This window comes from Stappia indica (genome assembly GCF_020177335.1).
In the GTDB taxonomy this organism is placed as follows: domain Bacteria; phylum Pseudomonadota; class Alphaproteobacteria; order Rhizobiales; family Stappiaceae; genus Stappia; species Stappia indica_B.
Genome location: NZ_JAIVMG010000010.1, coordinates 201,449 through 214,089 on the forward strand (window position 1 = coordinate 201,449; position 12,641 = coordinate 214,089).

Here is a 12,641-nt window from a genome sequence, read left to right on the forward strand (position 1 = left end):
GCAGGCCGCGCCTTGCGCCTTTTGGCGGCGCGCCGATGGCAACCTAGAAATCGACAGTCTTGCGAGGGCGAGCGACACATGTCCCTTGAATTGAGAGCCGCCGCGCTGCGCGTCGGTGCGGACACGCACATTCATCCGACCGATCTTGTCTGCGAGCCGGGCAGCTTCAACATCCTGCTCGGCACGACGCTGGCCGGCAAGACGACCCTGATGAAGCTGATGGCCGGGCTGGAGAAGCCGACTTCCGGCGAGGTCTGGTTCGGCGGCCAGAACGTCACCGGCGTGTCGGTGCGCCGGCGCAATGTGTCGATGGTCTACCAGCAGTTCATCAACTACCCGAACATGACCGTCTTTGAAAACATCGCCTCGCCCTTGCGGGTGGCGCGCATGGCGGAGGCGGAGATCAAGCGGCGGGTCGGCACCATGGCCGACCTGCTGAAGCTGACGCCGATGCTGGAGCGGCGCCCGGCGGAACTCTCCGGAGGGCAGCAGCAGCGCACGGCGCTGGCCCGCGCGCTGGTCAAGGATGCCGACCTGGTGCTGCTGGACGAGCCGCTCGCCAATCTCGATTTCAAGCTGCGTGAGGAGTTGCGGGACGAGTTGCCACGCCTGTTCGCCGACCGGGAGTGCATTGTCGTCTATGCGACCACCGAACCGGTCGAGGCGCTGCTGTTCGGCGGGTTCACCGCCTGCTTGCACGAGGGCCGGGTGACCCAGTTCGGCCCCACCGGCGAGACCTACCGGGCGCCGGTCGATCTGGTCAGCGCGCAGGTCTTCTCCGATCCGCCGATCAATGTGGCCACCGTGACCAAGACGGGGGCGGAATTCCGGCTCGGCCAGATGGTCGGCTGGCATACGGAAGGCCCGCTCGCCGGGTTGCCGGATGGCACCTACACGGTCGGCGTGCGGCCCCATCACGTGTCGCCGGAGGAGACCGGCGGCCAGCCGGTGCCGGTCGATGGCAAGGTGCTGGTGACGGAACTCTCCGGCTCGGAAAGCGTCATTCACTTCACCATGCGCGGCGAGACCTGGGTCTCGCAATCCCATGGCATTCATCCCTTCCCGGTGGGATCGGAGCAGCGGCTCTACGCCGACATGTCGCAAGCGCTCTTCTTCGACGCCGCCGGCCGGCGGATCACGGCGTAAGGCAAGGACCGACCGATGGCGAAAATTGTTCTCGATACGCTGCGGCATTCCTACATGCCCAACCCGGTGCAGGACAGCGACTGGGCGCTGAAGCAGCTCGACCTGCAATGGGACGATGGCGGCGCCTATGCCCTGCTCGGCCCTTCCGGCTGCGGCAAGACCACACTGCTGTCGATCATTTCCGGGCTGCTGCGTCCGACCCATGGCCGGGTGCTGTTCGACGGCGCAGATGTCACCGACCTGCCGCCGGACCGGCGGCACATCGCCCAGGTGTTCCAGTTCCCGGTCGTCTACGACACCATGACGGTCTACGACAATCTCGCCTTTCCCTTGCGCAATCGCGGGGTCGACGAGGCGCATGTGGACGCCCGTGTGCGTGAGATCGCCGAGATGATCGACCTGACCCACATGCTGGAGCGCCGCGCCGCCGGCCTGACCGCCGACGGCAAGCAGAAGATTTCCCTCGGCCGGGGCCTGGTGCGCTCCGACGTCAATGCCATCATGTTCGATGAGCCGCTGACGGTGATCGACCCGCATCTGAAATGGCAGTTGCGCTCCAAGCTGAAGGAGCTGCACCAGCGGGTGCGCACCACCATGATCTACGTCACCCACGACCAGACCGAGGCGCTGACCTTCGCCGACAAGGTGGTGGTGATGAATGAGGGCCAGGTGGTGCAGATCGGCACGCCGGTGGAGCTGTTCGAGCGGCCGCAGCACACTTTCGTCGGCCATTTCATCGGCTCGCCCGGAATGAACGTCCTGCCCTGCGAGATCCGCGAGGGGCGGGCGCATGTGGCCGGAACCGCGGTGGATACCGCGACCACCGGCGAGATTGGCGCGCTGACGGGCGAGGTGCGCGTCGGCGTGCGGCCGGAATTCATCCGCTTCGCCGAAGAGGGCGTGCCGGCGCGGGTGGTCAAGGTGAGCGACGCCGGACGTTTCCAGGTGGTCGAGGTGCGGGCCGGCGATCTGCCGCTGAAGCTGCTGGTGCCGGAAGGCATGGAGATCCCCTCGGAGGAGGCCCGGCTCGCGTTCGACCCTGCGCATACGCAGATCTATCGCGATGGCTGGATCGTGGCCTGAGCCGGAGAGCATGAGATGAACAAGACACACGACAACAAGGCCTGGCTGTTCGTCCTTCCGGTGGTCGCGCTGGTGGCGTTCAACGCCGTGATCCCGCTGATGACGGTGGTCAATTATTCGGTTCAGGAAACCTTTGGCGACAACGTCTTCTTCTGGGCCGGGGTGACGTGGTTCGAACAGGTGCTGCAATCGGAGCGCTTTCACGATGCGCTGCTGCGGCAGATGTTCTTCACCTTCTCCATCCTCGCGATCGAGGTGCCGCTGGGGGTTGCCATCGCCCTGACCATGCCGCGCAAGGGGCCCTGGGTGCCGGTGTGCCTGGTGCTGATGGCTCTGCCGCTGCTGATCCCGTGGAACGTGGTCGGGGCCATGTGGAATATCTTCGCCCTGCCGGATATCGGCCTGCTCGGCCGCAGCCTCAATGCCCTCGGCTTCGACTACAACTTCACCCGCCAGCCGGGCGATGCCTGGTTCACCCTGATCCTGATGGATGTCTGGCACTGGACCTCGCTGGTGGTGCTGCTGGCCTATGCCGGGCTCGTCTCGATCCCCGACGCCTATTACCAGGCGGCGAAGATCGACGGGGCGCGACCCTTCGCCATCTTCCGCTACATCCAGTTGCCGAAGATGAAGCGGGTGCTGACCATCGCCGTGCTGCTGCGCTTCATGGACAGCTTCATGATCTACACCGAGCTGTCGGTGCTGACCGGCGGCGGGCCGGGCAATTCGACGACACTGCTGTCGATCGACCTCGTCAAGATCGCGCTCGGCCAGTTCGACCTCGGACCGGCGGCGGCCATGTCGCTGATCTACTTCCTGATCATTCTGGCGCTGAGCTGGGTGTTCTACACCCTGATGATGCGCAACGAACAACAGTGACGGAGCGACCATGATGACCCGACCAAGCCGCTACGTCCCGGTTCTGTATATCCTGTTCCTGCTGTTGCCGATCTACTGGCTCGTCAACATGTCGTTCAAGACGACCAACGAGATTCTCGGCTCCTTCACCCTGTTCCCGCGCGAGATCACGCTGGAGAACTACATCACCATCTTCACCGACCCGACCTGGTACATGGGCTATGTCAATTCGCTGACCTATGTGCTGATCAACACGGTGATCTCGGTGCTAGTGGCCTTGCCGGCGGCCTATGCCTTCTCGCGCTACCGCTTCCTTGGCGACAAGCATCTGTTCTTCTGGCTCCTGACCAACCGGATGGCGCCGCCGGCGGTGTTCGCCCTGCCGTTCTTCCAGCTTTATTCGGCGGTGGGTCTGTTCGATACGCCGATCGCCGTGGCGCTGGCCCATACCTTGTTCAACATTCCGCTGGCGGTGTGGATCCTGGAAGGCTTCATGTCCGGCGTGCCGAAGGAACTCGATGAGACCGCCTATGTGGACGGGCACTCCTTCTGGTCGTTCTTCCTGAAGATCTTCGTGCCGACCATCGCCGCCGGTATCGGCGTTGCCGCCTTCTTCTGCTTCATGTTCTCCTGGGTGGAGCTGCTGTTGGCCAAGACCCTGACCTCGGTTGCCGCCAAGCCGATCGCCGCGGTGATGACCCGCACGGCCAGTACCTCCGGCTATGAACTCGGCCTTTTGGCCGCCGCCGGCACGCTGACCATCATTCCCGGCGCTTTCGTCATCTATTTCGTTCGCAACTACATCGCCAAGGGCTTCGCGCTGGGCCGGGTGTGAGGCCGCCTGAAAAGGGAGAGACGTCATGGGATTGAGCTGGATGGCCTGGACCTGGCCGACCGCCGCCTTCTTCATCTTCATCGGCCTGTGCTTCGTCGCCATGTCGGTGTGGGAATATGCCGATCCGGGTGGGGGCCCGCGTCACGGCATTCTCGGCCTCGACACCACACGCGGCGACCGGTTGTTCATCTCGCTGCTCGGCAGCGCCTTCATCTTCCTCGCCTGGCTGGGGTTGATGGGCACGCCGCTTTGGGCGCCGCTGGCCCTGGCGCTGGTCTACGCCGTCTGCGTCTTCCGCTGGGTGTAGCTGCTGCTGGGAAGCAAGGGGGTGTCGCCGGACCCGCTCGCGCCCTAAGCTTGTTCTCTTGCCGGCGTGGAGGCGGCCGCAGCGAAAGAGGGAGGCGGGGGATGTTCGGGCCGTTGTCGGAAAGCCAGGCGCAGCTCAAGGCGGAGGCCCGCGCGCTGGCGGAGGACCAGTTCGCCGACCGCGCTGCGGAAATCGACCGCAGCGAAGCCTACCCGCATGACAATGTGGAGGCCCTGCGCGACGCCGGGTTCATGGGCATGACCATTCCGCCCGCCTATGGCGGGCCGGGCCGCTCGCTGTTCGACGCGGTGCTGGTGATCGAGGAGATCGCCCGGCAATGCGGCGTCACCGCCCGGATTGTCGTCGAGGCCAACATGGGGGCGCTCGGCGCGATCCTGGCCTATGGCACGGAAGACGAGAAGCGCCGGGCGGCGGCGGCGGTGCTGGCCGGCGACAAGCCGGCGATCTGCATCACCGAGCCGGAGGCTGGAAGCGCGGCGACGGCCATGACCACGACGGCGGTTCGGACCGGCAACCGCTATCTCCTCAATGGCCGCAAGCACTGGATCACCGGCGGCGGCATCTCCCGTTTGCATCTGATCTTCGCCCGGGTGGTGGAGGATGGCGCGGACCGGGGCATTGGCGGGTTCATTGCCTATCGCGGCGAGGATCAGGGACTGGTGACCGGCGCCCGCGAGCCGGCGATGGGCCTGCGCGGCCTGCCGGAAACCGAGGTGCTGTTTCAGGATCTGGAGCTCGGGGAGGAGCGGCTGCTGCGGCCAGAGGGCGGCTTGCGTCACGGCTTTGCCGCCTTGATGCGCGCCTACAACGCCCAGCGGGTTGGTGCGGCCGCCGTGGCGCTGGGCATTGCCGCCGGGGCCTTTGAGCGAGCGCTGGCCTATGCACAGCAGCGGCGCCAGTTCGGCCGGCCGATTGCCGAGTTCCAGGGCCTGCAATGGATGCTGGCGGACATGGACACGGGCCTGAGCGCGGCGCGGGCGTTGGTGCACAAGGCGGCGATCCGGGCCGGCAGCGGCTTTCCCGATGCCCGCGAGGCGGCGCAGGCCAAGATTCTGGCTTCAGAAACGGCGGTGAAGGTGACCAATGAGGCGCTGCAGATCCACGGCGCCGCCGGCTATTCGCGCAATCTGCCGCTGGAAAGGATGCTGCGCGACGCGCGCATGTTCACCATAGGTGGCGGTACCGCGCAGATGCTGCGCAATCAGGTTGCCGGTGCGCTGCTCGGGCGAAAACTGCCCCAGGGCATGGCTGCGGAAATGCGCGAGAACACGCCCGCCTCTGGCAAGGCGGCGGCCGAATAGCGCGGATTGTCGAAGGAGAAAGAGCCGGAAAGCAACGCGGCGACCCGGAATACGGATCGCCGCGTGCTGGAAAGCGATGTCTACGTCAGGCGACGGCGCGGCTCAGCGCACACTGCGACCAGAGGTCTTCCAGCGCCCGCACCAGACCGCCGATATCGTCATCGGAGTGCAGCGGCGACGGCGTGATGCGCAGCCGCTCGGTGCCCCGGGGAACCGTCGGATAGTTGATCGGCTGGATGTAGATCCCGTAATTGTCGAGCAGGATGTCGGACAGCATCTTGCACTTGACCGGATCCTTGACCATCACCGGAACGATGTGGCTGGGGTTCGGCAGATGCGGGATGCCGGCGGCATCGAGGCGACGGCGCAGCGTTTCCACCCGGTTGCGATGGCGCAGCCGCAGCTTTTCGCCTTCCGCCGACTTCAGGTAGCGGATGCTGGCACAGGCCCCGGCGGCCAGCGCCGGCGGCAGGGCGGTGGTGAAGATGAAGCCCGAGGCGAAGGAGCGCACGAAGTCGCACAGCGCGGCGGAAGCGGTGATGTAGCCGCCCATCACGCCGAAGGACTTGCCAAGCGTGCCTTCGATCACCGTCAGCCGGTCCATCAGCCCTTCGCGTTCGGCGATGCCGCCGCCGCGCGGGCCGTAGATCCCGACCGCGTGGACCTCATCGAGATAGGTCATTGCGCCGTATTTGTCGGCAACGTCGCAAATCTCCTTGATCGGCGCGATGTCGCCATCCATCGAATAGACGCTTTCGAAGGCGACAAGCTTGGGTCGGCCCGGTTCGATCTCGGCCAGTTGGCGCTCCAGATCCTCCACATCATTGTGCTTGAAGATCCGCCGTTCGGCGCGCGAATAGCGAATGCCCTCGATCATCGAGGCGTGATTCAGCGCATCGGACAGGACGACGCAATTGGGCAGCCGGGCGGCGAGGGTGCCAAGCGCGGCCCAGTTGGACACATAGCCGGAGGTGAACAGCAGCCCCGCTTCCTTGCCATGCAGGTCGGCCAGCTCCCGTTCGAGCAGCACGTGATAGTGGTTGGTGCCGGAGATGTTGCGCGTGCCGCCGGCGCCGGCGCCGCAGCGATCGATCGCCTCGTGCATGGCGCTGGTCACGACCTCGTGCTGTCCCATGCCGAGATAGTCGTTCGAGCACCAGACGGCGACATCGTGGCTGTCGTCCCCGGTGTAGCGGGTGGCACGGGGGAACTGGCCCGCCTGGCGTTCAAGTTCAGCAAAAACCCGGTACCGGCCTTCCGCGTGCAATCCTTCGATCTCGCTCCGAAAGAAGCTTTCGTAGTTCATCCTGGCCTCCGGGACCTTCTCGCTTCCACCTTGACGGCACAAGCCGTCTTGCGTGCACCTTATCAGGCGCACCCTGTTGTTTCACCTACCTCTATAAACCGTCAATTGCCTCGAGGCGAAAGTGTTTCCGCCTGAAGGGTCGATTCGACGCAGGCTAACCCGAGCGCGGGCTGTCTGCCTTGACAAAACGCAAGCGCCTTGCGTCGTCCCGCCAGCTTCGTCATAAGACCCGAAGAAGCACGGGTGCCGAACGTCAGCCTCGCCCGGACCCGTGCCGTCCCAGGTCCAGATTGGGAGACAGTTTCTTGACCTCTTTTCAGCCGCGCGTGTTTTCCGGCGTTCAGCCGACGGGCAACCTCCATCTCGGCAATTATCTCGGCGCGATCGCCAATTTCGTCCCGCTTCAGGACGAGATGCCGGCGATCTACTGCGTTGTCGATCTTCATGCGATCACCGCCAAGCACGATGCCGACGGCCTCGCCGGGGTGACCCGTGAAGTGACGGCGGCCTATCTCGCCGCCGGGATCGATCCTGCCAAGGCGATCATCTTCAACCAGAGCCAGGTCAAGGAGCACGCCGAACTGGCCTGGATCTTCAACTGCGTCGCGCGGATGGGCTGGCTGAACCGCATGACCCAGTTCAAGGAGAAGGCGGGCAAGAACCGGGAAAACGCTTCCGTCGGCCTGTTCGCCTATCCGACGCTGATGGCCGCCGACATTCTCGCCTACCGGGCGACCCACGTACCGGTGGGCGATGACCAGAAGCAGCATCTGGAGCTGACCCGCGACGTGGCCCAGAAGTTCAACAACGACTTTGCCGAGCGGATCGTGGCGCTGGGGCTGGGGGTCGACAATCCGAACCCGAATCCGGAGCTGCCCGATCAGCTCTACTTCCCGCTGACCGAGCCGATCATCGCCGGCCCGGCGACGCGGATCATGTCCTTGCGCGACGGCACCAAGAAGATGTCGAAATCCGACCCTTCGGACCTGTCGCGCATCAACCTCAAGGACACGGCCGAGGACATCGCCAAGAAAATCCGCAAGGCCAAGACCGATCCGGAGCCGCTGCCGAGCGAGATGGAAGGGCTGAAGGACCGGCCGGAAGCGGAAAACCTGGTCGGCATCTTCGCCGCCCTGTCCGGCCTGTCCCGGGATCAGGTGCTGGCCGATTTCGCCGGTCAGCCCTTCTCGGTGTTCAAGCCGGCGCTGGCCGATCTGGCGGTGGAGAAGCTCGCGCCGATCACCGGCGAGATGAACCGGCTGGTGGCCGATCCGGGGCATATCGATGCGGTTCTGCGCGATGGCGCCGAGCGTGCGGCGGCGATCGCCGAGCCGGTGCTGAAGGACGTGCGCCGCATCTGTGGCTTCCTCGAGTGCCGCTGAGCCGGCCCTTGGTGCGGCCTTGAAGGCGCCGGCGGAGAGCGCCGGATAGTAACAGATGTCGGGGCGTCGGTGCGCATTGCGCGCCGGCGCCCGTTCTGTATAGTGGAGCTTTCGAACAAAGAGAGAACGAGTGAAGCGGCGGGAGAGGTGCCATGATACCGGGCGGGGCAGTCTCCAACAGGGTGCGTCTGGACGATCCGCTGGCCGATGGCCGGCAATCGGAGGCGGCCACCCGTGTCTGGCGCGGGGCGGCGCGGCTTCTCAGGCAGCATGGCTTTGCCTGCGTCGGTGAGTTGACGCTGGCTTCGGGGCGGCGCGCGGACCTCGCCGCGCTCGGGCCGAAAGGGGACGTCTGGATCGTCGAGGTGAAATCCTCGCTGGCCGATTTTCGCGCCGATGCCAAGTGGCCGGACTACCGGATGCACTGCGACCGGCTGTATTTTGCCACCCATGCCGAGGTGCCGCTGGATGTGTTTCCCCAGGAGGCCGGCCTGATCCTGTCGGACGGATTTTCCGCCGAGATCCTGCGCTCAGCTCCGGAGCACCGGATGGCGGCGGCAACCCGCAAGGCGGTGACCCTGCGCTTCGCGCAAGCCGCGGCCAACCGGCTGCATGATGCGCTCGACCCGCAGGCGCGCGGGGACCGGATCTAGCCGGGTTGCCGCAAGGCAGACTGCGGCGGGTTAACGCGGGGCGCGCTTGGCCAGAATCCGCTGCAGGGTGCGCCGGTGCATGTTGAGCCGCCGGGCGGTCTCCGAGACATTACGGTCGCAGAGCTCGTAGACACGCTGAATATGTTCCCAGCGCACCCGGTCGGCGGACATCGGATTTTCCGGCGGCGCGGCTTTTTCCTCGCCCGTGCGGGTGAGGGCGGCAAGAATATCGTCCGCGTCGGCGGGCTTGGCCAGATAGTCGATGGCGCCGAGTTTCACGGCGGTGACCGCAGTGGCGATGTTGCCATATCCGGTCAGGATCACGATCCGGGCGTCGGGGCGGCTCCCACGGATCGCTTCGACCACGTCGAGCCCGCTGCCATCGCCAAGGCGCATGTCGACCACGGCATAGTCGGGCGGCTGGATGCGCACCTTGTCGAGCGCCTCGCGTACGCCATCGGCCGTTTCCGTCTGGAAGCCGCGTTTTTCCATGGCACGCGCCAGGCGTTGCTGAAACGGGCGATCATCGTCGACGATCAACAGGTTCATGGGCGCATCGTCTGCAGCGTCGCCATTTGGCCGTTCGTCCATATCGGGTTTCTCAAGTCCTGTTTGCGTTTCTGGAACCGTTATAAAGAGCTGGAGCCGTTCGGCAAAGTCCGGTCCGGCGCCGAGCCTGCGGCAATTGCGCCCGTGATCTCTTGCCACGTCTGCGGCCCGCCCGGTCGGCCATCCATTGCCATCCGAGGCCAGGAGATGCGCACCACCGCACCTTTTGCCGGCGGCGGCCGGTTGCGCAGCCTGAGATCGGCGCCGGTGCGCTCCAGCAGGGTCTTGGCGATGAAGAAGCCGAGCCCGAGGCCGCCGCCGCTTTTTCCCTGTCCGGGGCGGGCGTCGCGGCCGCCGCCACGCGCGGTGACGTAAGGCTCGCCCAGCCGGGTGATCACATCGGGCGCAAAACCAGTGCCATCATCGGCAATTTCAATCCGCACCTCCTGCGCGTCCCAGCGGGCCGTGATCTTCACGGTGCTGTCAGCGAAATCGATGGCGTTCTCCAGCAGATTGCCGAGACCATAGGGAATCGCCGGGTTGCGCAGACCGATCGGCTCCGGTCCGTCGCCGCGAATGTCGATGTCGATGGCGACGCCGAAGGCGCGGCAGGGCTCGACAACCTCCTCGATCAGATGGGAGAGCGGCAGGCCCTGGAAGTTCTGGTCTCGGTCGTCGGACAGCGAGGAGAGTTTCGACAGGATCTCGCGGCAGCGTTCCGCCTGGGAAAGAATCAGCGCGATATCGTCCCGGTGCCCGGCGGTGATCGGTTGGTTCTCCACGCCTTGCAGGTCGCCGCTCAGCTCCTTGGCGGTGAGGTAGATCGTCGCCAGCGGGGTGCCCAGCTCATGGGCCGCCGCTGCGGCCAGCCCGTCGAGGGCATGGAGATGGTGTTCCCGCGCCAGCACCAGCTCACTGGCGGTCAGCGCATCGGAAAGTTGCCGGGCCTCCTCCGCTACCCGGAACGCATAGGCCCCCATGAAACACAGGGATAGGACCAGCGCGACCCAGACGCCGGTCAGATAAAGCGGGGGCAGGGCAAAGTCCTCTGCCCCGGGCCATGGGAGCGGCAGATGTACCCAGGCGAGAAAGGTCGCTATGGCCGTCGCGAGAATGCCAAGCAGCACCGTCTTGTGCGCAGACAATCCTGCCGCGGACACCATCACCGGGGCCAGCAACAGGAAGGCGAACGGGTTGCCGAGCCCGCCGGTCAGCGCCAGCAACCCGCCAAGCTGGGTGAGGTCATAGGCAAGCTGCAGGGTTGCCGAGCGCTCCGACAACCGGTGCAACTGCGGTTGGCGGATCTTGAGAAAGATGTTGATCCACGCCGAGGCTGCGACCAGGGCAAAGCAGAACGACAGTTGCAGGGGGTATTCCAGAATGAAATGCACCACCAGCAGCGCCGAGGTCTGTCCGGCAATCGCCAGCCAGCGCAACCGCACCAGGGTGTCGAGCTTCAGCCGCCGATGTGAGGTGGCAAGGTCGCGGGGGTGGATATCGGACATGACGCGCGCCGGTCGGAACTTGGGAACATGTGGGTTGGGTTTTGGCGCTGCCGGGCCCATTCGTCAATCAAACCTTGTGTTGCGGGGGGCGGCCATGCTAGCCACCGGCTCGGGAAACAGCGTTTTCAGCCCCCCTTGACGGGGCGGCATCCGACGCGGCCGGCGCACGCTGCCCGGTCGTCAGCAAGCCGAAACAGGAAGCCAGAAATGAGCGACACGAACGACGCGGTCGGTGGTCAGGCCAACGAGACGGGCGCCGCCCCCGGCATGAGCATCCTTGCCCAGTATATCAAGGATCTGTCCTTCGAGAATCCGAATGCCCCCGGCTCGCTGCAGCCGCAGGAGCAGCCCAAGCTCGACATCAATGTCAATGTGTCGGCGCAGCCGATGGGCGAGGATCAGTTCGAGGTGGTCCTGACTCTGACCGCAAGCGCCAAGACCAGCGCCATGACCGTTTTCGCGATCGAACTGGTCTACGGCGGCCTGTTCAAGGTGGTTGGCGTGCCGCAGGAGCATATCCATCCGTTCGTTTTGATCGAATGCCCGCGGATGCTCTTCCCCTTCGCCCGTAACATTCTGGCCGATGCCTCGCGCAACGGCGGTTTCCCGCCGCTGATGATCGATCCGATCGATTTCGCCGCGCTCTACCGGCAGAACCTGGAGCAGGCGCCGCAGGGCGAAGCCCGCCCGAACTGATCGGTTTGTCCTTCGGGGACGAGAGTGCTCAGAGAACAAGAAAAGCCGCAAGGGGTATCCCTTGCGGCTTTTTCTTTGGGCGGATGCCGGGGGCGGATGCCGGCGATGTGTCTTCAGAGGGGCGCCGGTCCGGCGGGGCCGCGGCCGCGACTGGCCATGAACCGGTCGAATTCCTCCTGGTCCTTCGCCCGGCGCAGCTCCTGCAGGAAGCTGTCGAACTCGGCGCGCATCGCCTCGATCCGCTGCCGCTCCTCCTCCAGCCGTTTCAGTTCCCGCTCCCGATAGGCATCGAAGGCGCTGTTTCCGGTGCGCGGCGCCGTGGCTTGGAAGCTGTCGCGCAAGGGACTGGTCTGCCACTGCGCGCGGGCGTTGCCGGCAATGGTGTGGAAGCGGTCGCCCCAAAGGATATAGGCAAGCATTGCCAGTCCCAGCGGCCAGAAGACAATGAAGCCGAGAACCATCAGGCCGATGGTCATGGGAGACCAGCCAGGTTTCAGCGTCGACGTGCAGGTCATCTTCAATCCTCGCAGCTTGTGTCAGCAGAACAAGATGTGGTCATGCAGCGACAATGTTTCAAGCGTTCGGCAGTTCCCCTGCGGAGGCACCTGGCATTGCACGAGCGCTTTCTTCCGCCTGTGAGCGCTAAAAGGGGAAACGAATACTGTTTCATTTGCCGATGACGTTTGTTTGACGGCTTGGGCTTGGTTTTGGTGCTTGGGCGTCGACCTGGCAGGGTTCGTTGCGGGGCTTTGCGGCGTCGAGCTTCGCGCGCTCCCGTGGCTGTTGATAGTTGTATGGTGTTGATATTGTTTGTGTTTTTGTGTTTGTCGGGGGGTGTTGTTCACAAGGGGTTGGGTGTGATTGGTGTGTTTTTTGGGGGCTTGCGTTTTTTTCTGGGTGTCGGGCTTGACGGTTTGCGGGGGCGGTGGGTATATAGCTCCCACAACGACGGCGGCGCCGGGGTTTGGCCGGCGCCTTGAGCTGTCGTCCTCATCTTCC

General features: G+C 64.9%; 13 protein-coding genes. 9 read left to right on the forward strand and 4 right to left on the reverse strand.

Annotation, left to right across the window (positions count from 1 at the left end; translation table 11 throughout):
* The first annotated feature begins 78 nt into the window (after nucleotides 1–78).
* The 6 genes from LC062_RS14930 (at nucleotide 79) to acdA (ending at nucleotide 5,551) form a co-directional block, all read left to right on the forward strand.
* Nucleotides 79–1,146, forward strand: a complete 1,068-nt coding sequence (locus tag LC062_RS14930) for an ABC transporter ATP-binding protein (protein WP_224911835.1) — start codon at nucleotides 79–81, stop codon at nucleotides 1,144–1,146.
* A 15-nt stretch (nucleotides 1,147–1,161) separates the two neighbouring features.
* A complete protein-coding gene (locus tag LC062_RS14935) occupies nucleotides 1,162–2,229 on the forward strand; it encodes an ABC transporter ATP-binding protein (protein WP_224911836.1) in 1,068 nt (355 codons plus the stop codon).
* A 15-nt stretch (nucleotides 2,230–2,244) separates the two neighbouring features.
* Complete coding sequence (locus tag LC062_RS14940; RefSeq protein ID WP_224911837.1) at nucleotides 2,245–3,108, forward strand: carbohydrate ABC transporter permease; 864 nt, start codon at nucleotides 2,245–2,247, stop codon at nucleotides 3,106–3,108.
* Between the two features lie 10 nt (nucleotides 3,109–3,118).
* Nucleotides 3,119–3,922, forward strand: a complete 804-nt coding sequence (locus tag LC062_RS14945; protein ID WP_224911838.1) for a carbohydrate ABC transporter permease — start codon at nucleotides 3,119–3,121, stop codon at nucleotides 3,920–3,922.
* Between the two features lie 25 nt (nucleotides 3,923–3,947).
* Complete coding sequence (locus LC062_RS14950; RefSeq protein WP_224911839.1) at nucleotides 3,948–4,229, forward strand: DUF2160 domain-containing protein; 282 nt, start codon at nucleotides 3,948–3,950, stop codon at nucleotides 4,227–4,229.
* Nucleotides 4,230–4,330: 101 nt separating this feature from the next.
* Nucleotides 4,331–5,551 (forward strand): 3-sulfinopropanoyl-CoA desulfinase, encoded by a 1,221-nt coding sequence (gene acdA / locus LC062_RS14955; RefSeq protein WP_224911840.1) that lies wholly within the window; start codon nucleotides 4,331–4,333, stop codon nucleotides 5,549–5,551.
* A gap of 85 nt (nucleotides 5,552–5,636) precedes the next feature.
* Here acdA and hemA read toward each other — a convergent pair whose 3' ends face one another.
* Nucleotides 5,637–6,857 (reverse strand): 5-aminolevulinate synthase, encoded by a 1,221-nt coding sequence (hemA, locus tag LC062_RS14960; RefSeq protein ID WP_224911841.1) that lies wholly within the window; start codon nucleotides 6,855–6,857, stop codon nucleotides 5,637–5,639.
* Nucleotides 6,858–7,162: 305 nt separating this feature from the next.
* Here hemA and trpS point away from each other — a divergent pair, with 305 nt between their 5' ends.
* On the forward strand, nucleotides 7,163–8,239 hold the full coding sequence (gene trpS / locus LC062_RS14965) for a tryptophan--tRNA ligase (RefSeq protein ID WP_224911842.1): 1,077 nt from the start codon (nucleotides 7,163–7,165) through the stop codon (nucleotides 8,237–8,239).
* Nucleotides 8,240–8,391: 152 nt separating this feature from the next.
* Complete coding sequence (locus LC062_RS14970) at nucleotides 8,392–8,892, forward strand: MmcB family DNA repair protein (protein ID WP_224911843.1); 501 nt, start codon at nucleotides 8,392–8,394, stop codon at nucleotides 8,890–8,892.
* Nucleotides 8,893–8,922: 30 nt separating this feature from the next.
* Here the strand turns inward: LC062_RS14970 and LC062_RS14975 are convergent, their stop codons facing one another.
* Nucleotides 8,923–9,483 carry an ActR/PrrA/RegA family redox response regulator transcription factor gene (locus LC062_RS14975; RefSeq protein WP_181759992.1) on the reverse strand — a complete coding sequence of 187 codons (561 nt, stop codon included), beginning with the start codon at nucleotides 9,481–9,483 and terminating at the stop codon, nucleotides 8,923–8,925.
* Between the two features lie 38 nt (nucleotides 9,484–9,521).
* Complete coding sequence (locus LC062_RS14980) at nucleotides 9,522–10,946, reverse strand: ActS/PrrB/RegB family redox-sensitive histidine kinase (protein ID WP_224911844.1); 1,425 nt, start codon at nucleotides 10,944–10,946, stop codon at nucleotides 9,522–9,524.
* 207 nt (nucleotides 10,947–11,153) lie between these two features.
* Between LC062_RS14980 and secB the strand changes: the two genes are divergently transcribed.
* Nucleotides 11,154–11,642 (forward strand): protein-export chaperone SecB, encoded by a 489-nt coding sequence (gene secB / locus LC062_RS14985; protein ID WP_224911845.1) that lies wholly within the window; start codon nucleotides 11,154–11,156, stop codon nucleotides 11,640–11,642.
* 113 nt (nucleotides 11,643–11,755) lie between these two features.
* Here secB and LC062_RS14990 read toward each other — a convergent pair whose 3' ends face one another.
* Nucleotides 11,756–12,157 carry a DUF2852 domain-containing protein gene (locus tag LC062_RS14990; protein ID WP_224911846.1) on the reverse strand — a complete coding sequence of 134 codons (402 nt, stop codon included), beginning with the start codon at nucleotides 12,155–12,157 and terminating at the stop codon, nucleotides 11,756–11,758.
* Nucleotides 12,158–12,641 lie beyond the last annotated feature (484 nt).

Excerpts from the sequence above, each read along its gene's own strand:
- LC062_RS14930 (WP_224911835.1), top strand. The coding sequence starts at position 79 with ATGTCCCTTGAATTGAGAGCCGCCGCGCTGCGCGTCGGTGCGGACACG.
- LC062_RS14935 (WP_224911836.1), top strand. The coding sequence starts at position 1,162 with ATGGCGAAAATTGTTCTCGATACGCTGCGGCATTCCTACATGCCCAAC.
- LC062_RS14940 (WP_224911837.1), top strand. The coding sequence starts at position 2,245 with ATGAACAAGACACACGACAACAAGGCCTGGCTGTTCGTCCTTCCGGTG.
- LC062_RS14945 (WP_224911838.1), top strand. The coding sequence starts at position 3,119 with ATGATGACCCGACCAAGCCGCTACGTCCCGGTTCTGTATATCCTGTTC.
- LC062_RS14950 (WP_224911839.1), top strand. The coding sequence starts at position 3,948 with ATGGGATTGAGCTGGATGGCCTGGACCTGGCCGACCGCCGCCTTCTTC.
- acdA (WP_224911840.1), top strand. The coding sequence starts at position 4,331 with ATGTTCGGGCCGTTGTCGGAAAGCCAGGCGCAGCTCAAGGCGGAGGCC.
- hemA (WP_224911841.1), bottom strand. The coding sequence starts at position 6,857 with ATGAACTACGAAAGCTTCTTTCGGAGCGAGATCGAAGGATTGCACGCG.
- LC062_RS14970 (WP_224911843.1), top strand. The coding sequence starts at position 8,392 with ATGATACCGGGCGGGGCAGTCTCCAACAGGGTGCGTCTGGACGATCCG.
- LC062_RS14975 (WP_181759992.1), bottom strand. The coding sequence starts at position 9,483 with ATGGACGAACGGCCAAATGGCGACGCTGCAGACGATGCGCCCATGAAC.
- LC062_RS14980 (WP_224911844.1), bottom strand. The coding sequence starts at position 10,946 with ATGTCCGATATCCACCCCCGCGACCTTGCCACCTCACATCGGCGGCTG.
- secB (WP_224911845.1), top strand. The coding sequence starts at position 11,154 with ATGAGCGACACGAACGACGCGGTCGGTGGTCAGGCCAACGAGACGGGC.
- LC062_RS14990 (WP_224911846.1), bottom strand. The coding sequence starts at position 12,157 with ATGACCTGCACGTCGACGCTGAAACCTGGCTGGTCTCCCATGACCATC.